Genomic DNA, 26169 nt, shown 5'->3' on the forward strand with positions numbered 1-26169 from the left:
GCCCGCGCAACCAACACCTTCGGCAGAACCCACCTCGACCACACCCGAACCACCAAGACCAGCAACAAGATACACGATCATTGAGGAACGCAGCACTAGGCAGGCGCGTGCGGAGATCACTCGCGATTCCGTGCTCGCGGGCGCGGCCGATGTCTTTCTGCGACTGGGCTACGCGAACGCGTCCCTGTCCGAGATCATCGCGCAGTCGAATGTGACCAAGGGCGCGTTGTACTTTCACTTCGGATCCAAGGAAGAACTGGCGCGCGCGGTCGTCGATCAGGGCAACGAGCGACTGGTCAGCGCATGCCAGGGATTCTTCGATCCGCGGGTGCCGGCGCTGGAGGCGTGCATCGGGATCACCTATGTGGTCGCCGACCTCACCATGAACGATCCGATGGTGGGCGCGATGCTCAAACTGACCCACCAGATCGGCGACTATCGCGGCGCGAGCGGCGACAATATCGCCAAGACCTGGGGTGAGACGCACCGTTTGCTCGCCGAACGCGCGATCACCCAGGGGGATCTCAAACCCGACCTGGATCCCGACACCATCGGCATGCTGCTGCAGGAGATGACCAGCGGCGTCCATATCGTCGCGGTCAGCACCGAGTCCATCGATCAGATGGCGACCCGCATGGAGCGGGCCTGGTACTTCCTGCTGCCGAGCATCGTGCCCGAGGAGAAGGTCGCCTACTTCCGCGAATTCGCGGCTCGGCGCCTGCGTCGCTACGTGCAGTGAGACTGAGCGCGGTGCAGTGAGGCTGTGCACTGTGCAGTGCGGTGAGCACCGTGCGGTGCGTGTGAGCACGTAGCGAGCAGTGCTGCGGCGCAGCGGGTTTCGCGAATCGGCTACTTGAGCCCCGCCTGCCACTTGGTGAGCGCCTTGCTGAACAGGCGGTTGGCCTCGTCGGCGTGGTAGTCGTTGACGTTGGCGTTGTAGTCGAAGTACCAGATCTTGCCGCCCGACCGGCAGACATAGTGCAGGCCGCGGGCCTGGCCGCCGCCGGCCGCCGTGGCGTCCATCTGGTAGCCGATGATCTCGTCGCCCACCGCCGGAATGTTCGAGATCTTCGTGTACACGATCTGCATGCCGTCGTAGATCACCGTCGGGCAGTTGTCGGAGGCGTCCTTCTCCTCGTCGAATTCGTTCTTGATCTCGGTGGGGGTGCGGAATGCGACCGTCGTCGTCACCGCGGCCCCGCCGTAGCCGCCCTTCTGGCCGAAGGCGGAGGTGGCCTTCGCCGCCGGTTTGGTCGCGGGCGGGGCGGCCTCCTTCTTCAGCTTCGCGGTGCAGTCCGGAGTCTCACCCGAGACCCGCGCCTCATCGGTGCCGTCGTTGGTCTGCTGCTCCTTCTTGGTGTCCTCGGTCCACCCGATCGGCAGGTCGTCGACCGCCAGCACCATCGCCGCCGGATCGCTCGTGCCCGCTCCGGTTTTGGTGGTGGCGGCCGCGCTCGACGTCTCCGGGGACTGGGCCTGCGTGCCGCCCGAATCATCCGACCGCGTCGTCACCACGGCGATCACCGCACCCACGACCAGCACCGCGACTCCGGCCAGCGCCAGCAGGATCATCCGATTCCTGTTGCGCCCCACCGGTTGTGTGACCACCGGCGATTGTGCGCCGAACTGACCGGGTGCGGCGAAGGGCTGCTGCTGCGCGAATTGTCCTTGCGGCATACCGAACTGGCTCTGCGGCGCGCTGAACCGGCCCTGCGGAGAACCGAACCGTGCCTGCGGGGAACCGAACTGCGCGTGTGGATCGAAGCCCGGTCCCTGCGGCGAACCGAACCCTGGTGGCGGGAACCCCGGCTGCGGAACATCGTGACCCGGTCCCGGGGCGAAGTGCTGGGGCTGCCCGAACTGCCGCTGCGGTTGCCCGAATTGCTGCTGCGACGGGAACTGGCCCTGTGGCGGAAACTGCGTCCGAGCCGGTTGCCCGTGCCACTGCTGGGTGGCTGCCCACTGGCTGTCCGGCTGCGGTGGGTCGCTGTGATGATCCGGTTGCCCGCCGGCGGGTGACGCGGGTGGCGGTGTGGTCATGCTGTCCCCCTGGACCCGGGCGTTCTGGTCACAGCGGGTCGAGCCCCGGACCTCCTCCCCGCGGGGACCATTGTTATCACAGGGCCCCGACACCGCCCGCCCGATTGTTGGCGATGATCTGCCGGAACATGGCGAGAAGGGCTGGAGCATCGAGGGTTTCGCCCTCCGCCACGGCGATCATGCGGGCGGTCTTGTTGTCGTGACCACCGGTGATGATGCCCTCGGGATCGGGCACGATGGCACCGTCGCAGAGGAGGATGTCGACGGCCTTCTTGGTGGCGAGCAGCGCGCAGATATTGCCGTCGAGCACGAAGTAGGGGCGGACCGTGCGTTCGATGGTCTCCTCGACCGCCGGGTCGGCCGCGTGCACCAGGTCGCGGACCTGGCCGCGGATGGCCTGTTGCCGGCCGGGCAGAGCGTCGATGTAGGCGTCCACCCGCGGATCACTCGCACGGGACATTCCGCCATCCGAGCACGGCCGGGGCGCCCGGGTGCCAAGAAGCGTCTGCGTGCTGAAGCTGTCACAGCGGGTGACTAGACTCAGTTGGCTGTCTGAAACGCTGATCTGCGCCGAGGAGTCTGCCCCATGACCACCCAACGTCCACCTCTGGCGGGATTGGCTGCGGTGGCCGGTGCCGATGCCGCGCTGGAGCAGGTCGCGAGCCTGATCGGCCGGGAGTCGGCGATGCTGGTCGCGCCGTCGGCGGTACGGCCGTTCGTGGCGTCGACCATTGCCGGGCACCGCCCGCTGCTGGTGGTGACGGCCACCGGGCGGGAGGCCGACGATCTGGCCGTCGAGCTGACGGAGATGCTGGGCGACACGGTCGCGTTGTTCCCGTCCTGGGAGACGCTGCCGCACGAGCGGCTCTCGCCGGGCGCGGACACCGTGGGCCGGCGGCTGCAGGTGCTGCGCCGGCTGGCGCATCCGGAGGACCCGGGGTTCGCGGGTCCGCTGCGGGTGGTGGTCACCACGGTGCGCTCGCTCATGCAGCCGATGGCGGCGGGGCTCGGGGAGATCGAACCCATCGTGCTGCGCCGCGGCGCCGAGTTCGATTTCGACCAATTGCTCACGCGGCTGGTGGAATTCGCCTACGAGCGGGTCGACATGGTCGGCAAGCGCGGCGAGTTCGCGGTGCGCGGCGGCATTCTGGACGTCTTCCCGCCGACCGCGGATCATCCGGTGCGCGTGGAGTTCTGGGGCGACGAGGTCTCCGAGGTGCGCGCCTTCTCGGTGCAGGACCAGCGCTCGATTCACGAGGTGCCGATCGACCTGGTGGTCGCGCCGCCGTGCCGGGAACTGCTGCTCACCGACGCCCTGCGGGAACGCGCCGCGCAGGTGGCCGCCGAGAATCCGGCCGATGCCGCGCTGGTGGAGATGCTGGAGAAGATCTCCCAGGGCGTCCCGGTGGAGGGCATGGAGGCACTGCTGCCGGTGCTGCAGCCCGGTGAGCTGCAACTGCTGGTGGATGTGCTGCCCGCGGAAACCCATGTGCTGCTGTGCGATCCGGAGAAGGTCCGCACCCGCGCCGCCGACCTGGTGCGCACCGGGCAGGAGTTCCTGGAGGCGTCGTGGACGGCGGCATCCTTCGGCGGGGCCGCCCCGCTGGGCGCGCACGGCCTGGATCTGGCCGCCTCGGGTTACCGGGGTCTGGATGTGGTGCACGCCGATGCCGAGCGGCGCGGCCTGCCCTGGTGGACGCTGAGCCCGCTGGCCGCCGACGATCCGCGGGAGATCGCGCTGCCGGTGCTGGCCGCCGCCTCGGCGCGCGGTTCGGAGGAGCTGGTCGCCACCATCTTCGCCTCGCTGCGCGCGCATGTCGCGACCGGTGGCCGCGCGGTCATCGTGGTGGCCGGACACGGTACGGCGCAACGCATTCTGGAACGGCTCGCCGATGCCGAGGTGCCCGCGGCGGCGTTGGAGGCCGGTGCCGAGCCGGTGCGCGGACTGGTCGGCGTGTTGTGCGGGTCGCTGCACGACGGCGTCGTGTTCGACGACGCCAAGCTGGTGGTGATCGCGGAGTCCGATCTCACCGGCAACCGGGTCACCGCGCCCGGCGAGGGCAAGAAGCTGCCCGCGCGGCGGCGCAACCAGGTCGATCCGCTGGCGCTGACCGCCGGCGACATGGTGGTGCACGACCAGCACGGCATCGGCCGCTTCGTGGAGATGATCGAGCGGACCGTCGGCGGCGCGCGCCGCGAGTACCTGGTCATCGAGTACGCGCCCAGTAAGCGCGGCCAGCCGGGGGACCGGTTGTTCGTGCCGATGGACTCGCTGGATCAGCTGTCGCGCTATGTCGGCGGCGAGATGCCGTCGCTGTCCAAACTGGGCGGTTCCGACTGGGCCAATACGAAGCGCAAGGCGCGCAAGGCGGTTCGTGAGATCGCCACCGAGCTGGTGCAGCTCTATGCCGCCCGGCAGGCCGCGCCCGGCCACGCCTTCGGCGTGGACACGCCGTGGCAGCAGGAGATGGAGGACGCCTTCGCGTTCACCGAGACCGTCGATCAGCTCTCGGCCATCGCCGAGGTGAAGTCCGATATGGAGAAGGCGGTCCCGATGGACCGCGTCATCTGCGGTGACGTCGGCTACGGCAAGACCGAGATCGCGGTGCGCGCTGCCTTCAAGGCGGTGCAGGACGGCAAGCAGGTGGCCGTGCTGGTACCGACCACGCTGCTGGCGCAACAGCATCTGCAGACCTTCACCGAGCGGATGGCCGGTTTCCCGGTGGTGGTGAAGGGCCTGTCCCGCTTCACCGATGCGGCCGAATCGCGGGAAATCCTGGAGGGCATGACCACCAAGGATGTCGACATCGTGGTGGGCACCCATCGTCTGCTGCAGACCGGAGTGCGCTGGAAGGACCTGGGCCTGGTCGTCATCGACGAGGAGCAGCGGTTCGGCGTCGAGCACAAGGAGCACATCAAGGCGCTGCGCACCCACGTGGACGTCCTGACCATGTCCGCCACGCCGATTCCGCGCACGCTGGAGATGTCCCTCGCCGGTATTCGCGAGATGTCGACCATCCTCACTCCGCCGGAGGAGCGGCATCCGGTGCTCACCTACGTGGGCGCCTACAACGACAAGCAGGTGGCCGCGGCCATCCGCCGTGAGCTGCTGCGCGACGGCCAGGTGTTCTACGTGCACAACCGGGTCTCGTCGATCGACAAGGCGGCCAAGCGGATTCGCGACCTGGTGCCGGAGGCGCGAGTGGTGGTCGCGCACGGGCAGATGAACGAGGACATGCTCGAGAAGACCGTGCAGGGCTTCTGGGAGCGGGAATTCGATGTGCTGGTGTGCACCACCATCATCGAGACCGGTCTGGACATCTCCAATGCCAATACCCTGATCGTGGAACGCGCCGACGCCCTGGGTCTTTCGCAGCTGCACCAGCTGCGCGGGCGGGTCGGCCGCTCGCGGGAACGCGGCTACGCCTACTTCCTGTACCCGCCGGAGAAGCCGCTCACCGAGACCGCCTACGACCGGCTCGCGACCATCTCGCAGAACTCGGATCTGGGCGCGGGCATGGCGGTGGCCATGAAGGACCTCGAGATTCGCGGCGCGGGCAATGTGCTGGGCGCCGAGCAGTCCGGGCATGTCGCGGGCGTCGGCTTCGACCTGTACGTCCGCCTGGTCGGCGAGGCGGTGGAGGCCTACCGGGCCGCCGCCGACGGCCGCCCGATCTCGGTGGACGAGGAGGTCAAGGAGGTCCGCATCGACCTGCCGGTGGACGCCCACATTCCGCCCGACTACATCGCCTCCGACCGCCTGCGCCTGGAGGCGTACCGCAAACTCGCCGCCGCCCAGGACGATTCGGCGCTCTCGGCCGTGGTCGAGGAACTGGTGGACCGCTACGGCCCGCTCCCCGTGGAGGTCGGCCGTCTGGTCTCGGTCGCCAAGCTGCGACTGCTGGCCCGCGAGTACGCCATCGCCGAGATCGGTGTCACCGGAACCACTCTGAAGGTGTCGCCGCTGCAGCTCCCGGATTCCAAGCAGCTGCGGCTGAAGCGGCTGTACCCCAACGCCACCTACCGCCCGGCGACCGGCATCGTCCAGCTGCCGCTGCCGCGCGTCGAGGACAGCGTCGGTGCCGCCCGCGTCCGTGACGTGCAGGTGCTCCAGTTCGTCGCCGACCTGCTGCTCGCCCTGGACGGAAAGGCCCCGGGCGCAGTGGATGTCAAGGTCGCAACCGAGGTGCTGGCTCCCCGATGAGTTGTCCGACGAACGCAATCCCGCCACGGGCGGCCGTAGGGCGGGCCGTCTCGCCGACGGCTTCGTGCGTCCGGTTCGCGGCTGCGGTGGCGTGATGAGTACCGGGAACGGCGCGGGAGCGGAGTCGGCCCGGCGGGGCGAGTCTGTCCAGCGGAGCTCGGAACAGCCCAGCGCGGGAGGCGGTTTCGTGCGTGGCGAGGCGGCGCGCGAGGCGATGGTGGCCGAATCCGCGGCGGATACCGCGCGCATGATCGCGGCGCTGGGCGAGGCGGTCGAGGTGATGGACCGGCTGTGGAACTTCGGCGGGTGGGAGGTGACGCAGACGCACGATTCGCTGCGGCCGTACCTGCTGGAGGAGACATACGAACTCCTGGACGCCATTCAGGCCGAAGACGCGGAGACCATCAAGGAGGAGCTGGGGGATCTGCTGCTGCAGGTGCTGTTCCACTCCCGGATCGCCGAGGCCGCTGGGGAATTCACCGTCGCCGACGTGGCCGCGGCGCTGGTGTCCAAGCTGGTGCACCGCAGTCCGCATCTGATCGGTGAATACGGTTCCGGGGAATACGGCATCGATCCGGCCGCGGCGGTCGCCGACAAGATCGCGGCGCAGGAAAAGGCTTGGGAGGAGCGCAAATCCGCCGAGAAGGCGCGGCGCTCCTGCCTGGACGGCATTGCCATGGCGCAGCCCGCGCTGGCGCTGGCGGAGAAGGTTCGCTCGCGAGGTATCAAGGCGGGTTTACCCGAGGAGCTGATTCCCGGCGCTCTGCGTGTCGTGGAGCTCGGCGGGCCGGACAGTGCCGAAGAGCGGTTGCGCAAGGCCACTCTCGCGTTCGCCACCGACATCCGCGCCGCCGAGGATGCTGCCGAAATCGATCGGGGCGAGCGACGCGCGCTGGCCGCCGCGGACTGGCATCGGTACTGGCCGCGCGGCTGAACGGGATCCGACGTCGCGGACGGATCGGGCGTCGCGGTCGCGATGCCGGGCGATAACGGCGGTGTTGCCTTCGGCTCGTTTCGGCTAGCGTCAGAGGGGTGCATGCTTCGGGGCGCGAATCGATAACCGAGTACTACCCGCCACGAACGGGTGCGATCATCGCGCTGGTCTTCTTCCTATTGATGACCGCGCTACCCGGTTTCGTGGTGTTCGACGGCAATCAGCAGCTGGTCATGCGTGTGCTCGGCGGATTGGCCATGGCGTTGTTCGGTTTCGGGGTGTACGCCATGCTCGAGGATCTGCTTCGCCCGCAGCCGACCCTGCTGATCACCGACCAGGGCTTCACCTATCGCGGGTTTCCGCATGTGGCGTGGGCGGAGGTGGAGCGGGTGCGGCTGGGCATCGGGCGGCTGCGCAAGGGCGGTCGCGCGGAGATGTTCGCCGAGGTGGTGCTGCGCGATCCGGCCGAATTCCGTGACCGCGTACAGGCACTCGGCGATGTGACCATGCGCCGCCATCCGGACCGCCGGCTGTTCATCGTGGCCGAGCGGCTGCCGGTGCCGGTGCCGATGGTGGTGGACGTGATGCGGGAGCATCAGCCCGGTCTGTCGGTACGTGCCGTCGAGGACGCGCCGGCCGACGCGCCGCCGGTCGCGCCCCGCTCACCCGATCGCGACATGGTGGAGAGCGCGCTCGTGAGTGCCCTCACCGAAGCGCTCCCCGTCGACTGGAATCTCGCGGTCCTGTGGTTCTCCCGGGTCGGCGACGACGGCCACGCCGGTATCCAGCTGGAACTGACCGACCCCGACGCCGATCACACCGACGAGCTCCGGCCCTCCGAGGAGATCCTCACTCTTCTCAACCGGCTCAAGGAAGTCTGCTACGACCAGATGACCGGCACCTGGCTCAGCGGCCAGGTCGTCCTCCGCGCCGCCTCCACCAAGGCCGAATTCACCCTGTCCTTCAAGGAAATCCCCGACTGGCTCCCCATCCCCGAACCCGACGAATGCCGCCGCGAACTCGCCACCTACCCCCGCGCCGGCGACGAAATCCCCACCTGGCTCCGCCAACGCATCTCCTGACCGCGCGGACCGCTCAGGGCCGGACGTTCTCGACTACGTCGGTGATCACCGAATAGGTGCTCAATACATTGCTCTCGATCGGCGCGTGGTCGGGCCAGTCGTGTGCCGCCCGAAACGCATCCGACTGCAGATACCCGATATACGCGGCCTCATCGGCGAATTCGAGCATCGACACATAGCCGCGCCCGACCTCCCGGGCGCGCATCAGCCGCGCCCCCACCAGCCCCGGCACCGCCGACAGCGTCCCCCGCATGCTCGCCCCGAAGTTCCGTTCGAACACCTCCCGATCCGCGTCCGCCACGAACAACTCATTGACGACGACAAACATGACTACTCCTCGAGATTCAGCGCGCGACCGATGAATCGCACGGTGGTGGACAGCACCCGATCGAAACCATCCCCCGCGTCGATCCGATCGATGGCCCGTCCCAACGCCCCATCGACCAGCTCCGCGATCAACTCCGGTTCCGGATCTCCTCGCTCAGCGAGCGCCTGCCGCAGCGGTTCGGCGATCTCATGATGCGTACGCGAAATCCGCTCCCGTGCACTCTCATCCGTGAGCCCGGCCCCGCCGAGGACCGCGATTCGATGCGCCCCCGCCCCCGCCAACTCCACCGTGGCCCGCACATAGGCGATGACGCGCGCATCCGCCCCTTCAGCGGCCGCGACGGCCTCGCCCACGATCCTCTATTCCTCGGCGAGGTACCGCTCGACGGTTTCGACCTTGGCTTTCATGGCGTCGGTGACGCCCGGGCGGATGTCGGCTTTGAGGACGAGGCTGCAGCGTGGGGCGACTGCCATGACGGCGTCGGTGGCCTGTTTGACGACGGCCATGACCTCGTCCCATTCACCCTCGATGGTGGTGAACATGGCATTGGTCTCGTTGGGGAGGCCGCTGGCGCGGACGATCCGGACCGCTTCGGCGACGGCGCGGCCGACGTTCTCGCCGACGCCGAGCGGGGTCACGGAGAAGGCGATGATCAAACGTTCACGCCGTAGTCGCGGGCGATGCCGGCCAGGCCGGAGGCGTAGCCCTGGCCGATGGCGCGGAACTTCCACTCGGGGCCGTGGCGGTAGAGCTCGCCGAAGACCATGGCGGTTTCGGTGGACGCGTCCTCGGTGAGGTCGAAGCGCGCCAGTTCGGAACTGGTCACGGCGTCGATCACGCGGATGTAGGCGTTGCGGACCTGGCCGAAGGACTGGCGGCGGACGTCGGCCTCGTGGATGGAGACCGGGAAGAAGATATTGGTGATGGTCGGCGGCATGGCGGCCAGATCGACATTGATCACCTCGTCGTCACCGTCGCCCGCGCCGGTGAGGTTGTCGCCGGTGTGCTCGATGGTGCCCTCGGGGGAGCGCAGGTTGTTGTAGAAGATGAAGTGCGCGTCGGAGAGCACGCGCTGGTTGGATCCGCAGGCCAGTGCGCTGGCGTCCAGGTCGTAATCGGCGCCGGTGGTGGTGCGCACGTCCCAGCCCAGCGCCACCGCGACCTTGGTCAGGTTGGGAGCCTGTTTGGACAGCGAAACGTTTCCGCCCTTGGCCAAGCTGACAGACACACGGACTCCTTCGATACTCAGTTGCGGTCGGCCGCCATCGCTTTGAGCGTCGCGACTCGTTTCTCCAGATAGCGTAGTTCGCTGTCGTCGAGGACGGTGCGCTGAATTCCCGTGGCGACCGCAAATGCTGATTGCCGATGGTCGTCGATCACCTCGACTGTCAATTCCACCGCCACATAGTCGTCCGCGTCCGGCATGGGATCGGCGATCACCTTGGCGGTGCCGCGGGCGCACAGCGCCACATCGCCGCCGCCCAGAATCAGCAGCGCGATATCGGGGCGTTCCCGCAGCCGCGCGAGCGAGCCCCGATCGAACTTGAGGCTGAGCAGGATTCGGCGGTCACCGGCGCGCACCGGCCAGGAGACCGGGATGGCGTGCGGTGCCGGATCGGTGGTGACGAGGACCGCGATGGTGTCCTGCGGCCATTCGGGGAGGGCGTCCAGTTCGGGGTGGTCGGTCGGATGTGCTGTCGTCTCGGTGTCGTCCGGTTCCGTCACTGTCGAGGGCTCCTGACGTTCCCGCGCTTCGGCTACCATCCGCGTCACCTCACCATCGGCTCCGCACAGCGGGCTGGACTGTGCTGCCGCAAGTGTATGCCGTTGCCGCGCTGGCCCGCTGGCGTCCGATCGGGGCCCGCGGCATGCCGGTTCCGCGAGGTTCGTCCGTTACGACTGTGAAAACACCGCCGGACCTGCGTGGAAACAGATTGACGAGAAGCGGTAACGGTTGCATCATTCGTAACAGTCCCTCGACTGAACGAGGTCATGCGAGTAACCGGCCGATGACCGCCCGGTGAATATCGTCCGCCCATCCGGGTGTCGACGAACGCAGCAGCTTTTCCCAACCGGCGCGGCAGACGCCATGTGAACGAGTGAGGTGAGTGCGAATGGGATTCCGGCCGTATCAGCGACGACCGTGGAATACACCTCGCACCGCCCTGTCCGCTCCGTTCTTCTGACTGCCCAACAGGTTTGACGACGCTGCCGGTACCGGGCCCGCCCGGCGTCCGGTCGCGCCGGTCCGGGGCTGCAGATGTGAGGTGAACAGCGCGAAGAGAGCGGAGATGGTGATGGCGGATCTGGGTTCGGGGCAGCAGCCGGAAATGGTGGAGATGGTGGGGCGCGCGACCGCGACGAATCTGGTGGTATCGGATGCGGTCATCGGCGATCTGCGTTACCTGCGTGGCGAACTGGCCGCCGCGGACGTGCCGTTCGTGCTGGTGCGCGATGCCGACCATCGGCTGGTACTGGCCGTGGACAGCGGTCACCGGTCGGCTCTGAGACGGGTGCTGGGTGCCGCGATGGTCGCGGGCTTCTCCTGCAACGAGAAGCCGCACAATGTCTTCCGTCTCGGCCGCGACCTGGACCCGGCCCATCATGTGGAGCTGGAGCTGTGGGAGTACCACGGCGACACCGTCGAGTGCCCGCGCCCGAATGCGCTGACCCGCATGGTCTTCGACGTCGCCGACGTGGAACCCGCCACCGTGCTGCTCTATGACGCCAGTTGGCCCACCCTGGCGGGGATGTTCACCCCCATCCCGACCGATGTCGGCTTCGATATCGACCTGGTCTTCTCGTGGGTGGACGGCACCGACCCCGAATTCCGCGCCCGCCGTGCCGGAATGATGGCGCAGGTGGTGGTCGGCGAGGGCGACGAGGCGGACGCCCGCATCCGCCAGATCGACGAGCTGCGCTACGCCCTGCGCTCGGTGCACAAGAACGCGCCGTGGATCCGCCGCATCTTCATCGCCACCGATTCCCGGATTCCGGACTGGCTGGCCGACGACCCGAAGGTTACCATTGTCCGTGCGGTGGACCACTTCTCGGACCTCAGCGGCCTGCCGGTGTTCAATTCCCATGCGATCGAATGCCAACTGCAGCACATCGAGGGCTTGTCGGAGCACTTCCTCTACTCCAACGACGACATGTTCTTCGCCCGGCCCGTGCGCCCGTCCATGTTCTTCACTCCCGCGGGCATCAGCCGCTATATCGAAGCGGGCACCCGAATCGGCCCGGGCGCCAATAACGAACGCCGCAGCGGTTTCGAGAACGCGGCCCGCGTCAACCGCGCCCTGCTGACCGAGCGTTTCGGCCACGTCATCACCCGCCACCTCGAGCACACGCCGGTGCCCTTGCGCCGCAGTGTGCTCCTGGAAATGGAGGAGGTGTTCGCCGAGGATTTCGCGCGTACCCGAGCCAGCCGCTTCCGCGCCGCCACCGATATCTCGGTGACGAATTCCCTGTACCACTACTACGCCCTGCTCACGGGCCGCGCGGTCCCGCAGGAGGCCGCCAAGATGCGCTATGTGGACACCACCTTGTACACGGGCCTGGCGCTGCTCGATGGCCTGGCCAAACGCCGCAACGTAGATTTCTTCTGCCTCAATGACGGCAGTTTCCCGGAGGTCCCGGAGGCCGAACGGGTCCGCGCCGTCTCGGAATTCCTGGAAACGTACTTCCCGGATCCGGCCCCCTGGGAAAAGCCGGATGCCACCGTCGGCACCATGACGGCCTTCGAGTCCGGCGCGGCCTGACCTTTCCGGGCAACTGTCAACTGTCCGGTGGGCGCTGCTGGTCCGGGCCCGGGTTCGGCGCGCACCCACGCGGCGAACCCGGGCGGTCGCTCAGAGTGCGTACGGATTGAAGGTGCAGACCAGGTTCGGATGGCCGGCCGGGTCCAGGGCGTGTAGGGCGATGGACGCGGCCCGTGGGGAGTACATCATCGACAGGTGGTCGGACAGGTCGATACCGCAGTTGTCCTGCAGGGTCACGTTGTTCACCGTCGCGCCGGGTCCGGCGGTCAGGAACGTGGCGTTGTACGGCGTCGAGATCTCGTCGTGGGTGGTGGCGACGCTGGTGTAGTGCACGCCGGGGACGGTGTCGCCGGTGGCGTCGAGGGTCGAGTAGAAGCTGGATCCGGCGACCTGCTCGATCAGGCCCTGACCGACCAGCAGCTGGCTGAATCCCAGTGCGTTGAAACCCATGTCCGTCAGATGGCGGCCCAGAGTGGCGATGCCGTCGAGGGTGGTGCCGTGGTAGGTGGCCCCGAAGGTGATCAACTGGTCGACCTTCCCGGCGCCGCCGTCGAACTTCAGATATTGGTCGGCGACCGTGCCGCCCTGGGAGTGCCCGATGATGTCGACCTGGTGTGCGCCGGTCGACGTGAGCACCTTGTCGATGAAGGTGGCGACCTCCTTGGCCGAATCCTCCATGGGCGCAATGCCATTGACGCCCGGCACCAGCGCGCCGAGACCACCCTGCTGCAGCAGACCCTCCTGGCCGAAGTTCAGCGCGTACACGCAGAATCCGGCCGCTTTGATCTTGGGCGACAGGTAGGCGAAGCCGTCATAGGCGTTCATCCAGGATCCGTGCAGCAGCACCACCGGCTCGGGGTGTGCCGCACTGGGTTTGCAGTTCCAGTCGTTGGCGCCGCCGGGCGCCATGTTCTCGTTGGCGAGTGAGAAGGTGAACGCGGCCACCGCGTCGGTCATTTCGGGACCGTTGCCGGTCGGAATGGTGGAGTGCGGCGCACTGGAGATGCCGGTGTCCGCGAGTGCCTTGCCGGCGGTGGTCACGCCGGTGTTGATGGCGTCGACGAGATCCTGGATCGTGGGCTGGGTAGCGGCCTGGGCGTTCACGCTGTGCGTACCGGCCATCACGGCCGCGCCCATGATCGCGGCGGCGATGCGCACGCGCATCCGCTTGCTCGTGGTCATCTGGATGTCCTTCCTGCAGGTGCCGGGCTTCACTGCCCGAACCTGGATGCCGAAGGTAGAGCCGCGGCCGCGTCCGTTCGTCCCGGTTGCAGGGGGATTCCACGTTCCAACAACGGCGCGAGTAGGTCGGTGTGAGGACCTCCAACCCCGAGAGGGGTGTGTCCTCGCTCCATACGAGCCCGCTACCGCGAGGGCGCCGCTGAGCGATGGCGCTGATATGCGCCAATAGTGTTCGGTTGGAATCTGATTGGTGCCGCCGCCCACTCTCGGCAGCATGAGAAAGAAATTCCTCGCCGCCACCGTCCTCGCCGCCGCCTCGACCGCAACCATCCTCGGCGCCGGCCCCGCCTCCGCGGACGACGTGCACCAGGTCTACTTCGCCTACGGCACCGACAACGGCTACGTCAGCGGCCACCTGACCGGCTTCAGCCACGACACCTACGAGGTCGACGCCCGCGGCGGCCAGGTCATGGTGGTCGACGCCACCCCCTACTGGTCGGACGCCACGGTCACCATCACCGGCCCCACCGGAACCCTGTCCTACCAGCGCCAGTGGACCTCGGTCACCCTGCCGGTCAACGGTTCCTACCGGCTCACGGTGTCCTCGCCCAGCCACAGCACCGTCGACTACGGCCTCAGCGTCAAGATCGACTGAATACCCACACCATGATCCTGTGGAGCGCGCTGTCAGCGCGCTCCACATTGGCGTGTGATCACCTCGGAACGAAGCGCGCATCCGGGGAGCGGGGGAGCCATGGTCGACGACCTTCTCCCGGTCGGACTCGCGGCCTCGGGGCAGCGCACGGCGAGTGGGCTGCGGGTACCGGATGGCCTTCGAGCCCAGTGCGGCCGCCGGCACCCCGAGTCAGGCTGTGCGCACCGATTTCGTCACTCGCGACAAGCGGTTGAGCTTCTCGAAATATCGTGCGGCATCATCACTTCCGGACGTCAGGTGGGTCGGGTCGAAGCGCTCGCCATTGCAGAGAGTGACTCGCCCGGCCGATGTGATCGTGGTGATGATGCAGTCCGCGTCGTCCCTTCCGGTCATCCGGAACCGCACGGGCGCACCTACTTTCACCCAATCGGGCAGTCTGATCATGGTCGCCGCCCCTCCTGCGCACGCTCGTCGCGCAGCCGCACGAGGTGTCGGCGCAGCGCACAGCCGGCCTTCTCGCACGCCTCACTATGGGCGCGCAACAGGGCTTCGATCTCGCGATCGGAGAACACCGTGCCGCGCGAGGGCTCGGCGTGCCATGCGGGGTGGTCGCGCAGAGCGGCCGCCCGGTCGGACGAGGGTGGATCAGCGGGCGCGATATAGGGATTGGTCATCATCGACTCCGAGTCGTCTGACGGGAAGAGGGCACGTCGTCACCACGCGCGGTGTCTGCCACGCACGCGGTGGCGGTTATGTAGCGGCACGCGGGCGAATCTGCCCGCAACCAGCGCCGCGTGACCTGGTGCAGCCGCACGGGCATCGCCGAATCCCCACCGTGCGACAGCCAGAAGTGCGGTTCCCGTAGCAGTAATCAGAAGTAAAAACCAAATGTCCCAAACCATTACGGCAGCCCCTCACTGAGTCGGACGGTCGTAGCCATGAGCTGACGATGCTCCCGGTGGCGACACAGGGCCCGACTCGCCGCCGTATTTCCGAAATCAACGCGAAGCCGCAGCTCACTTCTCATGAGAGGCATAGTCTTCCTCTCAAAACGAGAGGAACGCGTCGGCCGGATGAGAGGACGGACGGATGGCGGACCACGAGCCCGAGGACACCGGCACCACATTGCCGCGTCGGCAGCTCGGTCGGCTATTGCGAGATGCGCGCACAGCGACGGGCATGAACCTGGACGAGGCCGCGGCGCTGGTGCAATGGAGTCGGCCCACACTGAGCCGCCTCGAGCGAGGTGAGACCGGAAGAGTGCGGGTCAACGATGTCCTGGCCCTCTGCGAAGCCTACGGATTGAGCGAGGCGAATACCGCTGTCGCACAGGGCCTCGCCGAGCAGGTACCGGCGAAATCGTGGTGGTACGCCTATGGCGACCTCATCCCGGCATGGGCCAACCTCTACGTCGGATTAGAGTCCGGCGCAACGGCTTTGACGATCTTCCAACCACTGATCATGCATGGCTTGCTACAGACCGCGGATTACGCCCGGGCCGTCGACCGGGCCTTCTTCCTCGACGACACCGACGACGAACTGGAACGCAGGGTGCAGATCCGCGTGCAGCGGCAGCACCTCCTCACTCGTTCGCGACGCCCGACCGAGGTATCAGTAGTCCTGCACGAGAACGTATTACGCACCGTGGTCGGGGACAATCGTGTAATGGCGGCACAGTGCCGACACGTGGCTGACATGAGTACGCATGACAACATCGATATCCGAGTGATGCCGTTCCGAGCGGGACTGCCCCTCGGGGCTGCGCTGCCACCGTTCACGATCATGGATTTCGGTGGATCCGTACGCGGCAACAACGTCACGGAACCTCCGCAGGTCTACTGCGAGGGCTACGCCGGTAGCGCCTATCTCGAGAAGCGCACCGATGTGCTGAGGTTCCGCCAGGCATTCGACAAGCTTCAGCAGGCGAGCCTGGACACCCGCCCGAGCCGCGACTTTCTGCGAGAGATAGCAAGGAGACACGAGAGTGAACGCTGACTCGACCGTCGTTCAATGGTTCAAATCCAGCTACAGCCAGGGCGGCTCGGACTGCGTAGAGGTCGCACATCGCACAGAACACGTTCTCCTCCGAGACAGCAAGTACGCAGGCCCGTCGCACGATCAACCAGTGCTCGCGATTGCTCCCGAACTCTGGCCCGCCTTGCTGGATCTCGTGCTGAGTGGCAACTCCGGCCGAATCGGCGACCAACTCTCTGTCACCGTCTCCGCCGCGGGCGGTGCCACGCTCACCAACCCCCACGGCACCGCCCTCGACTACACCCCCGCCGAATGGTCCGCCTTCACCAAGGGCGTGGCCAACGCCGAATTCAATCGCTGACAATACTTTTCGTTGATATGCCCGCCGTCGGATGCGCTCTGATCACCGGACCGCTCGTCGGTTCGTATCGCGGCGGCAGCCGAAGTGGTCCATTTTAGGTGCGGCGAAATCCTTGCTGCACAGCGTAACCAGGAGTTGCTTGGCCGTACCGAACAGTGCGGTATACGGCAGAGCGCGAAAATACCTTCTTCCGTCAGTCCGGAATCGGCATTCCTTCAGGAGAAGTCGATCTTCCCTCATCGGCCGCCGCCGAAATGGCCGTACTGAGTGCCGCCGTGCCCTCGAACAGCGCCCGGGATCGGTTCTCGATGCTCTTGTCCCGCGCGGCCAGCCCGGCCATCACCGCGTCCCACCGCCGCGCACCCCGGAACTGCGGCATCAACTCCTGCAACTGCGGAATCCGGTACCCCGCGGCCCGTAACTGATGCACGATCCGCGCATCCCGCACCTCGGCCGGCGCATATCTGCGTGCACCCCGGCTGTCGCCACGTCCGGGCACAACCAGCCCCATCGCGTCCCAGTGCCGCAGCGTGGAGGCCCGCACTCCCAGTGCCTCCGCCAACTCGGTCACGCCCATCTCGTCCGAGGGACGCGTATCCGTGATGGGTTCTTCGGCGATCAACCTGGCTGCGGCCCCAGCGATTTCGAGTTCCCGCCGCTCGCCGTCGAGCCGCCCGTGCACCGCATCCAGTAACGCGAGCATCTCGGTGCCGGCTCCGGCCTGCGCGGCCCGCAGGATCTGCTTGGCCGCCCCCGGCCCCGCGCCCGCCGCGAGACTCCGGTACGCCCGTACCGACCACAGATGGGCTTCGCCATACATCCGGTAGCCAGCGTCCGTGCGGATCGCCGGCGGCAGCACACCCTCGTTCTCCAGGTTGCGAACCTGCTGCACCGAGCACCCCGCAAGCCGCGCCACATCCACCGTCCGCAATCGGCCCGAGTTGCGACTTGGCAACTCCCCACCTCCCTATATCCAGGGAAAAGTCCACACAAGCACTTCAATGTAACGCTGTAACTCATGACCATCGACGACCTGGCCGCATACATCGAATCCTTCGGCGGCGTCCTCACCCTCCACCCGGCCCCCGGTGACGGCACCCCCGAAATCGCCTGGGGCGACTACTTCTTCTACTACGCCCCCGACGGCATCACCCCCACCACAGTCCAGCCCTTCGCCACCCTCATCACGAAGGACTACCCCGACGACACCACCTCCCAGCTCGACCGCCCCGACACGTTCCGCCTGAACATCAACACATCGCGGGACGAGTTCATCGAGTGGACAGGTCACACTCCCCGCGAATCAGGCTCCCTCGACCCGAGCGCCACCGACACCCTGATCCCCCACCCGATCTACGCCTCAGCCGCCTGGCTAGCCGTCGTCAACCCCGGCCCCCGAACCGAGGCCCCCATCCGGAACCTGCTCCGAAACGCCCACGCTCGAGCCCGCGCTCGCTACGAACGCCGCACCGAATCCTGACAAATGCATGGCACACTCCTGCGGCGGCGGACGAGCCACCTCGGCAGCCACTCCGGGGCCATCGCGTGCGACTGGAAGTAATCCATCGGCGTTGTAGGGGCTGACCGACCAGAACCCCTCCACCTGAGTTCAGGGCCTGGTGAGCAGACCGTCGACGAGAGCGCGCAGGCCATGTTCGTAGGTGTCCATTTCGGTGAGCTTCGCCCAGCGGTCGGCGACCGCGGCCAGCCTTGGCAGTTCGGCGGAATCGATGTTGGCGAAGGTCTGTTCGCGGAATGTCGCTCGGGTGTCGGTGGCGCGGCGTCGTGTTGCCGAGGCCCGCGCGAGGATCTCGCCGATTGTGTAGTACCAGATCGTGCGGTACGCGTGTACCGCGTTGTCGGCGGTGAGGCCGCTGGTCATCGCGGCGTCGATGATGGTTTCCGGATACCACAGGGCTGCCGGTGAGAACAGGTCGTCTGCGGTCAGCACCTCGACGATCCACGGCACCCGCGCGAGGGTGTCGTGCATGGCGAGCGCGGCGACGATCAGCTGTTCTCGCGGGTTGTCGGGGAGGTCGGGTCGTTGCATGCCCGTGGCGGCTTCGTCCAGGAGCAGCAGCAACAACTCATCCTTGTCGCGCACGTGGTGGTAGACCGCCATCGGCGTGACGCTCAGTTCGGTCGCGAGTCGCCGCATCGTCAGTGCTTCCACGCCGTGAGTCTCGATGAGTTCGCGTGCGATGGCCACAATCTGTGCTCGCGACAGGCGCGGCGGACGTCCGGTACGGCTTCCCACCGAACCATCTTGGCATGAGCTCTCGACAGCGAGACCGATGTTGGTCTAGTTTTTATACACGTACAAAAACACTCTCCGGAGGAACCCTCATGCAACTGACCCCTATCGATCTGTTCGCCTGCGGCGTGCGCATGCTTCCCGACGGGCAGGTGTTCGGCGAACAGCGCCGGATGAGTGGCGATATCGACGGCTGGACGCTGGCCACCTTCCACCTCGAGTCCGACGCCGACGCACATGGTGATCACTGGGAGATCCACCCGGCTGGAGCTGAACTCGTCGCAGTGCTCTCCGGTGGGATTCGCATGTATTTGCGGCCGGAAAGGCCTGGAGACGAAGAGGATTCGTTGTCTGTGGGGCCGGGGCAGGCGTACGTCGTGCCGCAAAACCGGTGGCACCGCATTGAACTGGAAGGACCTACCGACCTGATGTCCGTGACGCTGCGCCGCGGTACACGTCTGGAACGACGCGACCTGTGACAACCCCTGCAGTACAACAGATTCCGAAATAGACGGGAGCGAAACAGATGTACCTCGTCACCGGCGCCACCGGCAATGTCGGCAGGCAGGTTGTCGAGCGACTGCTCACTGCCGGCGTCACAGTTCGCGCTACCAGCCGCAACCCCGTTGCCGCCGCACTGCCCGCCGGAGTGGAAGTCATTGCCTCGCAAACGGACTCGCATGCCCTGGCGGGAGTGACCGCGATATTCCTCAACCCGGCCGCGGTGCACGACACCGTGGATGCACTGCTTCGGCAGGCCACGGCGGCCGGGGTGCGCCGAATCGTCTTGCTGTCCTCGTCGTCGGTGCTCGACGAGCATCCCGGCAACCACACCGGCATCGCCCACCGTGACCTCGAACAACGCATCGAACGCACCGGACTGGAATGGACCTTCTTGCGGGCCGGGATGTTCGCGGCCAACACCCGGCAGTGGGCCGGGCAAATCCGTGCCGGCGAGGTGGTTCGCGCCGCCTACGCCGATGCCCTGATCGCCCCGATCCACGAACGCGACCTCGCCGCCGCCATCGTGCGGGCACTGCTGTCCGACGACCTGCTCTCCACCGCGCCGGTCCTGACCGGCCCGGAACTGGTGACGCAGGCAGAGCAGGCGAAACTGATCGGTGAGGCCATCGGCAAGCCCATCCGATTCGAACGGGTCGACCCGTCCGACGCGCGAGACCATATGGCTGCCCAAGGGATTCCCTCGAGCATCGCCGACTCCCTGCTGCGCTACTACGAACGGGCCATCTCGCACCCGATCGAACCCACACCGATCTCGACCGACCTCGTCGGCGAACCGCCTCGCAGCTACCGGCAATGGGTCCTCGACCACACCGCTGACTTCCGCTGACCCGGGCCGGTAGCCGAAGAGCGAATCACCAACCACGCTGGGTCGCACCTCGAAACGTCAGCCACCGCTCACCGTTCATCGGCAGAGGCGGATGTTTCTGGGCCACAATCGGTCTCGCCGCTGACCGCCCCGCGCTGGCCGGTCCGCGAAACGAGGGGCCCCAACTTCCATGGGCTCACCCGATTCCGACCGATTCCCCGATCGAGTAGATCTCGGTCCATCGAGGTCTTCCCGCCAGCTCTGCGTGCGTCGTAGCAGACACGGCCGGTAGTGGGGTGGCGCAGTTGGATCACAGCCATGAGGGAGCCGCACCGGTCACGCTGGCGGGCAACCGAATTGGAGAGCATCCCACCAGCACCTGGACCAGACCCTGGCCAGGACCCAGCCCTACCATCATTCTCCAAGCAGCCGAGTTTCGGACGACCGGTGCAATCCCGCACAATCTGCTGTAGAACAGCTCGCGCCAATTCCTCAGCTGTAGTGCGCGTTTGGAACGGTTGGGTTGGCCGTTCATTCGCACATGGCAGCGTGCTCTTCTGCCGCATACCGCAGGAGCTGATGTGGGCGAAACCCCGGAGGGTCCGGGGCGAGGCCGGACCCTCCGTAGTGACCGGGTGGCTGAAGGGCTGCGTTTTTCAGTCAGGTGGTCCGATGAGTTCGGCGATGATTTCGATGCCGAGGGCGTAGGCGGGCACGCCGGCGGTCAGGACAGCGGTTTCGGCCACGCCGATCAGGTCGCCGGTGGTCGCGCCGGCGTGGAGTGCGCCGCGGGCGTGGATCCGGGCAGGGTCGGATCGGCCCAGGGCCAGCAGTTGACCGAAGTGGACGAGCTGCTGCACGCGTGGTCCCAGCGCATTATCGGTCAGCACGATGTGCCGCAGCGCCATGACCGCTTCTTCGGTGTCGAGCCGATCGTGTTGTTCTGCCAGGCGCAGGCGATCTTCGGCGCCGCGGGGGATGGTGCCGAGGGTCGAACGGTAGCGGTCGCGGATCGCTTCGGCGCGGGATGCGGTGTCGCTCATGACACCCGGGCCATCGACGCGCGGACGGCCTCGAGGGCGCCCGCGGGGAAGTCCACGGCCCCGCCGATCGCCTGCGCGGCGATTTCCGCTTCGGCACTTTCCTCGATCGCGTACACGAGCTCGGCGGCCGACGCGGGGTCCGTGCCGAAGACCATCAGGCCGTGGTTGGCCAGCAGCACGGCCCGCGTGGTCGGGCGTTCGTCGAGGACCTGCGCGATGCTGCGGACCGACACGTCCGACCCGCGCGGTCCCCATGCGACGATCGGCACGTCCTCGGCCTGGCCGAAACGCAGCATCGGCTCGGTGCGGCACGGCAGCGGCCGATTGGCCACGGCGAACGCGGTCGAGGCGGGGGAGTGCGTATGGATGACCGCCCCCACCTCGGGGCGCTTGCGATAGACGATGCCGTGCATGGTGATGATCTCGGCGCTGGCGGACCGCAGCTTCCCCTCGAGGACCCGACCGTCCTGGTGGACGATCGCCACCTGGTCGGGGCGCAGATCGCGGACGAAGCCCGGGGTCATGGCGAAGCGTTCGCTATCCACCCGCGCGCTGAGGTTGGCGTGCCCGGAGTGCGACATCACGCCGGCCACGAAGAGCTGCGCGGCGGTCTCGGCGATCTGTTGGGCTTGTGGTGTCGTCGCCGGTGTTCCCGTCATGATCTGACCTTTCGGATTCGGTTGTCGGCGGCCGGTTGCCGCCGGTGACGACTACCGTGCGCCTTAAACTTGGGTTTAAGTCAAGCGTCGAGTCAGACGAGGAGGAACGGCCGTGATGACCATCGGCCAGCTCGCCGCGAGCACCGGAGTCCCGGCCTCGGCGATCCGGTATTGGGAGCGGCACGGGCTCTTGCCGGAACCCGAACGGCGGGGTGGGCAGCGCCGCTATCCGGCCGACGCCGCGGACCGGATCGTGCTGTTGCGCAAATGCCAAACAGCCGGTCTCAGCCTGGACGAGATTCGCGAGTTCCAGCAGGACCGGCCGCAGCGCAAGGCGATGCTGACCGCCAAGCTCGTCGAGATCGAGCGCCGCATCATCGACCTTCAGCATGCCCACGAACTCCTGGCCCACGCCGTCCAATGCAGCAAGCCCGACATCGTGACATGCGCGACGTTCCGCGCGCAGATGGCGACCTGGCAGTCACCACCCAACGACCCGACCTAGCCCGACGTGCTACGCCACCGTGAGTCGAGTCAGTGTGCAAGTTGGGAGCCCTGCGTCGACGCTGGTCGCGTACGGCGTGGTGTCGTTCGCCATCTGCTGTCCGGCGTCATGATGCCGCGGTGACCTCGAGTAAGCCGACGCCGCCGGAGGCGCCGAAAGCATCGGGAGACCAGCGGCCGCATCGGACCGCAGCCGGTGCTGCGCGCGGCTGGGCCAACAAGGACTTGTGGACCGCGATGGCGGCCATCGCCACCGCGTTGGCGGCCGTTGGAGCGCTGGTGTTCACGGGTCTGAATCTGCGTGAGACACGGCACCAGTACGGTCTGTCCCAGCAAGTGGAAGTAACCGACCGTTTCGGTAAGTCCGTCGAGCATCTGGGATCCGACCAGCAGACCATACGAGTAGGCGGAGTCTACGCGCTGGAGCGCATTGCGCGAGATTCCGCGGCCGACTCGCAAACGGTGGTCGATGTACTCAGCGCGTTTCTGCGGGCGGGAGAATTAACCCATTGCCCGGACTTCAAGCCGCCGGCAGATACCGCTCCGATCGCGGAGCCGCCACCGGCCGACCTGTGGGCTGCCGCAGCGGCTATCAGTCACACGTACACGCTGTTCCAGGACCACCAGCTCGATCTCCGGAAGACCTGCCTGGTCATGGTCGATCTGTCCGGCAAGCGTTTCAGCCATACGGTCTTCATGAATGCGTGGTTGACATGGTCCAAGCTCTGCGCGGCCAAACTGGATGACACCGACTTGCAGGGCGCGCGAGTGGATTTTGCAAACCTGCAGGGTGCAGATCTTTCCGGCGCCAACCTTGGGTTTGCGAACCTGTCCCACTCGAGGTTGGACGGCGTGAACTTATCGACGCCGAACGGCAGAGGCGCGAACCTGTCGCATGCAACGCTGCACGACACGTCGTTACGGGGCGCGAACCTCTCGGGCGCCGACCTCTTTATGGCGGACCTCAGTTTCGCTCATCTGGAAGGAGCGAACCTTGCGAATGCCGATCTCCACCAACTCTCGAGCACCGACCATCTGACCTACGACGACAAGACGGTGTGGCCCAAGGGGTACACACCCCCACCCAGCGACTCCAGTCCCGTGATCCAGTCCAGCCAACAGTGCTGATTTCCTCGAGGGCTCGAGGAAGCGAGTCGTCAAGGTAGTTCCACACAGGCTCGGACGCCACATAATCGGCAGAGGAGTGCGTTTCTTGCTTCGGTCCGAGCGTTGCAACCCGACCTCGCGCGCTGATCAACTGCGCGACAGAATGTCGTCCATGTATTTCCGGGGCCGTCTTCCGTTCCGTGGCCGGATCATCTGGCTCACGCCCGAACAGGGCGGTCGCTCGTCGGGCCCACCAACCACACCGGTCGATCAGGACTATGCCTCAACGGCATTCGTGCCGCCGCGCACCGTGCGCAATGGGTTGGCATCGTTCGTCCTGCGGGTGGACGATCGTACGGCGTGGAACTCGCCCGCCAACGCAGGATGGTTGATAGTCGAGAACACGGGCGTGTACAGGATCCAGGTCGGCTCGGTCGTTGTCGTCACCGAAGGATCGCGTGCGGTCGGTCACTTTCACGTGGATGAAGTGCTCGACGCTGAAGTCGCAATGGCTGCAGCAGATGAGCTGATCCTGGAAGTGGAGCCGCTCACCTACTACTCCTACAACGACGAGGCGGCGTTCTTCGAATGGCTCGATAAGCTTCCCTGCGTCACCTCATATCGAGGTCGAGGCAGGGCGCTGTTGATCGCCGTCAACGTCGCCGCGGTCGACGATGAAGCCTTCCGCGACCTCCTCGCCCTGTACCAGCGCTACGGATTCAACCGCGACCCGTTGCGCGGACTAGCTCCCGAACGCTTCACGGCATTGTTCGAAAAGGCAGCTCCGACCGATTAGATGAATCCTGCTGCGACATACGGAATTCGGCAGGATAGTGCGTTCCGTCAGCCTCGAATCGGCACGGCCGGTCGATCTTCCGTCGCGGCGCGCCGGCCAGTTCGGCCAGCGTGGTCCGCGGCAACAGCGGATACTCCCACAGGCACGAACAACCACGATGACCCTGGTCTGTCTACCTTCGGACGCCTGTGCCCGCAGGATCATTCGCCAGGTGCTGCTTCGCCGCCGTCTGCCACCTCATCGGTTCGCTCAGCGTGCCTCGCGGCAATACCGTGTGTTGCCGCGAACGGCCGTGGCAATGGCGGAGGTTGACCTCTGCAACCGTTCCCGGGTCGTCGTGGTCGGTTGCGATTTTCTGCGGGCGCTTCGTCCTGGGTGGACACCCGGTAGTGCGCCTATTTCGGTGCGTGGAAGCCGCCGATCTTCTGCTCGAGCAGTTCGGCCAGTCGCAGCGGGGTGCGGTCCTCGAACATCGGACCGATGAGCTGCACTCCCACCGGCAGACCCTCGGGTGACCGGCCCGCTGGTATGGCGGTGGCGGGCAGTCCGGGCATGGTGGCCACACCGGCCCAGACGAGCTGGTCGAAGTACGGGTACTCGACGCCGTCGATGTCGATGTGCCGGTTCTCCAGACCTCCGTTGTGGTCGTGCGGGAAGGCGGGAGTGGGCGTGATGGGACATACGACGGCATCGAATTCGGCGAAGAGCTGCCGCCAGCCGTGGCGGTGGCGTTCGCGACGGTTGTTCGCCTCGACCCAGTCGCGATGGCTGAGCACCATGCCGCGCAGCCGCGCCGCATCGAGACTCCGGTCGTCCGCGCTCAGCGCGGCGGCGTGGGTCTGCACCTGTTCGTACACGTCGACGGAAAGACTTGCGGCGGCGTTCGACAGCATCAGCTGCATGTAGAGCGTCGCCGCTTCGGTCGGATCGGGCAGCAGCGGACTGTGCCGTTCGACGCGGGCGCCCTCGTCGACGAGCGCCTCGGCGACCCGGTTCACGCCCGTGCGCACCGCCGATCCGGTCGGAATGAGCGGATGGTCCTCGATGATCAGGACGCGGAAGTCCGCCAGTCGCTCGTGGCGCGCGGGCGGCAGCGCGACGTCGTAGGCGACGCCGTGGGTCAGCGGGTCCGGTCCGGCCATCACGTCGAGCAGCAGCGTGAGGTCGCGAGCGGTGCGCGCCATCGGACCGACGACGGCGAGATCGAGATCGACCGGCAAGGCCGGCGCGGGCGGCGCGACCATACCGCGGTTCGCTACCAGACCGAGTGTCGGCTTGTGTGCGTAGACGCCGCAGAAATGCGCGGGGGTGCGTAGCGAGCCGGCGAGGTCGGAGCCGATGGACAGCGCGCCGAATCCGGACGCCAGGGCCGCCGCCGATCCGCCGGAGGATCCACCCGACGTGCGGCCGTGATCCCACGGATTGTTGGTGGTGCCGTAGATCTCGTTGAAGCTCTGGATATCTCGCAGCATCAACGGCACATTGGTCTTACCGAGCAGCACCGCGCCGGCCGCCCTCAACCGCGACACCTGTACCGAGTCCTCGGCCGGTACGTAGTTCGCGTGCTGCGGCATGCCCCAAGTAGTGGGCAGCCCGGCGATGTCGTAGGACTCCTTGACCGTCACCGGAATACCCAGCAGCGGCCGGTCCTCGCCACGGGCGCGGGCCTGGTCGGCATCGCGCGCGGCGGCCCGCGCACGGTCGAAATCCGGCACACAGATCGCGTTGATCACCTTGTCGTCCCGCTCGATACGCGCGATCGCCTCATCGGTCAGTTCCACCGAGGTCACTTCACCAGCATGCAAGGCAGCCGCGAGTTCTTCCGCCGACTGAAAACTCCAATCCATGAATCCGACGTTATTGGCCTGCCGCAGAAGACATAAAATGCCGCTTCGCGCAACGGGAAGGTCGAACGGGCCACCTTTACCGGCAATGTCACGCACTCGATCCGTCAT

At 66.7% G+C, this 26169-nt stretch carries 29 protein-coding genes; 15 read left to right on the forward strand and 14 right to left on the reverse strand.

Annotated elements, in window-relative coordinates:
* The first annotated feature begins 130 nt into the window (after positions 1-130).
* On the forward strand, positions 131-739 hold the full coding sequence (locus ABZV44_RS07565) for a TetR/AcrR family transcriptional regulator (protein ID WP_354833144.1): 609 nt from the start codon (positions 131-133) through the stop codon (positions 737-739).
* A 110-nt stretch (positions 740-849) separates the two neighbouring features.
* On the opposite strand, the gene ABZV44_RS07570 is transcribed toward ABZV44_RS07565, so the two are convergent.
* On the reverse strand, positions 850-1677 hold the full coding sequence (locus ABZV44_RS07570; RefSeq protein ID WP_354833146.1) for a hypothetical protein: 828 nt from the start codon (positions 1675-1677) through the stop codon (positions 850-852).
* A gap of 144 nt (positions 1678-1821) precedes the next feature.
* Between ABZV44_RS07570 and ABZV44_RS07575 the strand changes: the two genes are divergently transcribed.
* Positions 1822-2019 carry a hypothetical protein gene (locus ABZV44_RS07575; protein WP_354833148.1) on the forward strand — a complete coding sequence of 66 codons (198 nt, stop codon included), beginning with the start codon at positions 1822-1824 and terminating at the stop codon, positions 2017-2019.
* A 97-nt stretch (positions 2020-2116) separates the two neighbouring features.
* Here ABZV44_RS07575 and ABZV44_RS07580 read toward each other — a convergent pair whose 3' ends face one another.
* The gene (locus tag ABZV44_RS07580; protein ID WP_354833150.1) at positions 2117-2500 is read right to left on the reverse strand and encodes a DUF1801 domain-containing protein; all 384 of its coding nucleotides are present in this window, start codon (positions 2498-2500) and stop codon (positions 2117-2119) included.
* A 126-nt stretch (positions 2501-2626) separates the two neighbouring features.
* On the opposite strand from ABZV44_RS07580, the gene mfd reads away from it, so the two are divergent.
* The 3 genes from mfd to ABZV44_RS07595 all read left to right on the forward strand — a co-directional run bounded on the left by mfd (position 2627) and on the right by ABZV44_RS07595 (position 8260).
* Positions 2627-6244 (forward strand): transcription-repair coupling factor, encoded by a 3618-nt coding sequence (gene mfd, locus ABZV44_RS07585; RefSeq protein ID WP_354833152.1) that lies wholly within the window; start codon positions 2627-2629, stop codon positions 6242-6244.
* Positions 6245-6458: 214 nt separating this feature from the next.
* Entirely contained in the window at positions 6459-7178 is a 720-nt protein-coding gene (locus ABZV44_RS07590; protein ID WP_354834046.1) for a MazG family protein, read from the forward strand.
* Between the two features lie 98 nt (positions 7179-7276).
* A complete protein-coding gene (locus ABZV44_RS07595) occupies positions 7277-8260 on the forward strand; it encodes a hypothetical protein (protein WP_354833153.1) in 984 nt (327 codons plus the stop codon).
* Positions 8261-8273: 13 nt separating this feature from the next.
* Here ABZV44_RS07595 and ABZV44_RS07600 read toward each other — a convergent pair whose 3' ends face one another.
* Genes ABZV44_RS07600 through ABZV44_RS07620 form a run of 5 tightly spaced genes read right to left on the reverse strand, consistent with a single transcriptional unit; the run spans position 8274 to position 10313 of the window.
* Positions 8274-8588 carry an antibiotic biosynthesis monooxygenase family protein gene (locus ABZV44_RS07600; RefSeq protein ID WP_354833155.1) on the reverse strand — a complete coding sequence of 105 codons (315 nt, stop codon included), beginning with the start codon at positions 8586-8588 and terminating at the stop codon, positions 8274-8276.
* Positions 8589-8590: 2 nt separating this feature from the next.
* Positions 8591-8941 carry a hypothetical protein gene (locus ABZV44_RS07605; RefSeq protein ID WP_354833157.1) on the reverse strand — a complete coding sequence of 117 codons (351 nt, stop codon included), beginning with the start codon at positions 8939-8941 and terminating at the stop codon, positions 8591-8593.
* 6 nt (positions 8942-8947) lie between these two features.
* The gene (locus tag ABZV44_RS07610) at positions 8948-9244 is read right to left on the reverse strand and encodes an MTH1187 family thiamine-binding protein (RefSeq protein WP_354833159.1); all 297 of its coding nucleotides are present in this window, start codon (positions 9242-9244) and stop codon (positions 8948-8950) included.
* On the reverse strand, positions 9241-9816 hold the full coding sequence (locus tag ABZV44_RS07615; RefSeq protein ID WP_354833161.1) for a TerD family protein: 576 nt from the start codon (positions 9814-9816) through the stop codon (positions 9241-9243). The genes ABZV44_RS07610 and ABZV44_RS07615 overlap by 4 nt, the downstream gene beginning before the upstream one ends.
* 17 nt (positions 9817-9833) lie before the next feature.
* Positions 9834-10313, reverse strand: coding sequence for a hypothetical protein (locus tag ABZV44_RS07620; RefSeq protein ID WP_354833163.1), 480 nt, complete (start codon positions 10311-10313; stop codon positions 9834-9836).
* Positions 10314-10918: 605 nt separating this feature from the next.
* On the opposite strand from ABZV44_RS07620, the gene ABZV44_RS07625 reads away from it, so the two are divergent.
* Positions 10919-12349 (forward strand): stealth family protein, encoded by a 1431-nt coding sequence (locus tag ABZV44_RS07625; protein ID WP_354834048.1) that lies wholly within the window; start codon positions 10919-10921, stop codon positions 12347-12349.
* A gap of 90 nt (positions 12350-12439) precedes the next feature.
* Here ABZV44_RS07625 and ABZV44_RS07630 read toward each other — a convergent pair whose 3' ends face one another.
* On the reverse strand, positions 12440-13531 hold the full coding sequence (locus ABZV44_RS07630; RefSeq protein WP_354833165.1) for an alpha/beta fold hydrolase: 1092 nt from the start codon (positions 13529-13531) through the stop codon (positions 12440-12442).
* A gap of 274 nt (positions 13532-13805) precedes the next feature.
* On the opposite strand from ABZV44_RS07630, the gene ABZV44_RS07635 reads away from it, so the two are divergent.
* Entirely contained in the window at positions 13806-14186 is a 381-nt protein-coding gene (locus ABZV44_RS07635) for a hypothetical protein (RefSeq protein ID WP_354833167.1), read from the forward strand.
* Positions 14187-14626: 440 nt separating this feature from the next.
* Here ABZV44_RS07635 and ABZV44_RS07640 read toward each other — a convergent pair whose 3' ends face one another.
* A complete protein-coding gene (locus tag ABZV44_RS07640) occupies positions 14627-14860 on the reverse strand; it encodes a hypothetical protein (protein ID WP_354833169.1) in 234 nt (77 codons plus the stop codon).
* Positions 14861-15275: 415 nt separating this feature from the next.
* Between ABZV44_RS07640 and ABZV44_RS07645 the strand changes: the two genes are divergently transcribed.
* Entirely contained in the window at positions 15276-16181 is a 906-nt protein-coding gene (locus tag ABZV44_RS07645; protein ID WP_354833171.1) for a helix-turn-helix transcriptional regulator, read from the forward strand.
* Positions 16171-16521, forward strand: a complete 351-nt coding sequence (locus tag ABZV44_RS07650; protein WP_354833172.1) for a DUF397 domain-containing protein — start codon at positions 16171-16173, stop codon at positions 16519-16521. The genes ABZV44_RS07645 and ABZV44_RS07650 overlap by 11 nt, the downstream gene beginning before the upstream one ends.
* 193 nt (positions 16522-16714) lie before the next feature.
* Here the strand turns inward: ABZV44_RS07650 and ABZV44_RS07655 are convergent, their stop codons facing one another.
* Positions 16715-17476, reverse strand: a complete 762-nt coding sequence (locus ABZV44_RS07655) for a MerR family transcriptional regulator (RefSeq protein WP_354833173.1) — start codon at positions 17474-17476, stop codon at positions 16715-16717.
* Between the two features lie 63 nt (positions 17477-17539).
* On the opposite strand from ABZV44_RS07655, the gene ABZV44_RS07660 reads away from it, so the two are divergent.
* Positions 17540-18001 (forward strand): DUF6194 family protein, encoded by a 462-nt coding sequence (locus tag ABZV44_RS07660; RefSeq protein WP_354833174.1) that lies wholly within the window; start codon positions 17540-17542, stop codon positions 17999-18001.
* 129 nt (positions 18002-18130) lie between these two features.
* Here the strand turns inward: ABZV44_RS07660 and ABZV44_RS07665 are convergent, their stop codons facing one another.
* Positions 18131-18778 carry a TetR/AcrR family transcriptional regulator gene (locus tag ABZV44_RS07665; protein ID WP_354833176.1) on the reverse strand — a complete coding sequence of 216 codons (648 nt, stop codon included), beginning with the start codon at positions 18776-18778 and terminating at the stop codon, positions 18131-18133.
* 89 nt (positions 18779-18867) lie between these two features.
* Between ABZV44_RS07665 and ABZV44_RS07670 the strand changes: the two genes are divergently transcribed.
* A complete protein-coding gene (locus tag ABZV44_RS07670) occupies positions 18868-19254 on the forward strand; it encodes a cupin domain-containing protein (protein WP_354833177.1) in 387 nt (128 codons plus the stop codon).
* A gap of 47 nt (positions 19255-19301) precedes the next feature.
* Positions 19302-20126, forward strand: coding sequence for an NAD(P)H-binding protein (locus tag ABZV44_RS07675; RefSeq protein ID WP_354833178.1), 825 nt, complete (start codon positions 19302-19304; stop codon positions 20124-20126).
* Positions 20127-20761: 635 nt separating this feature from the next.
* On the opposite strand, the gene ABZV44_RS07680 is transcribed toward ABZV44_RS07675, so the two are convergent.
* Positions 20762-21148 (reverse strand): carboxymuconolactone decarboxylase family protein, encoded by a 387-nt coding sequence (locus ABZV44_RS07680; protein ID WP_354833179.1) that lies wholly within the window; start codon positions 21146-21148, stop codon positions 20762-20764.
* Positions 21145-21807, reverse strand: a complete 663-nt coding sequence (locus ABZV44_RS07685; protein ID WP_354833180.1) for a class II aldolase/adducin family protein — start codon at positions 21805-21807, stop codon at positions 21145-21147. Before ABZV44_RS07685 ends, ABZV44_RS07680 begins: the two co-directional genes overlap by 4 nt.
* Positions 21808-21922: 115 nt before the next feature.
* On the opposite strand from ABZV44_RS07685, the gene ABZV44_RS07690 reads away from it, so the two are divergent.
* The 3 genes from ABZV44_RS07690 to ABZV44_RS07700 all read left to right on the forward strand — a co-directional run bounded on the left by ABZV44_RS07690 (position 21923) and on the right by ABZV44_RS07700 (position 24214).
* Positions 21923-22312, forward strand: coding sequence for a MerR family transcriptional regulator (locus ABZV44_RS07690; protein WP_354833182.1), 390 nt, complete (start codon positions 21923-21925; stop codon positions 22310-22312).
* Positions 22313-22431: 119 nt separating this feature from the next.
* Entirely contained in the window at positions 22432-23439 is a 1008-nt protein-coding gene (locus tag ABZV44_RS07695) for a pentapeptide repeat-containing protein (protein WP_354833184.1), read from the forward strand.
* A gap of 151 nt (positions 23440-23590) precedes the next feature.
* Entirely contained in the window at positions 23591-24214 is a 624-nt protein-coding gene (locus ABZV44_RS07700) for a hypothetical protein (RefSeq protein ID WP_354833185.1), read from the forward strand.
* 395 nt (positions 24215-24609) lie between these two features.
* Here the strand turns inward: ABZV44_RS07700 and ABZV44_RS07705 are convergent, their stop codons facing one another.
* Positions 24610-26169, reverse strand: coding sequence for an amidase (locus tag ABZV44_RS07705; protein ID WP_354833187.1), 1560 nt, complete (start codon positions 26167-26169; stop codon positions 24610-24612).

The sequence above is a fragment of the Nocardia sp. NPDC004860 genome (assembly GCF_040609015.1).
Classification (GTDB): Bacteria; Actinomycetota; Actinomycetes; order Mycobacteriales; family Mycobacteriaceae; genus Nocardia.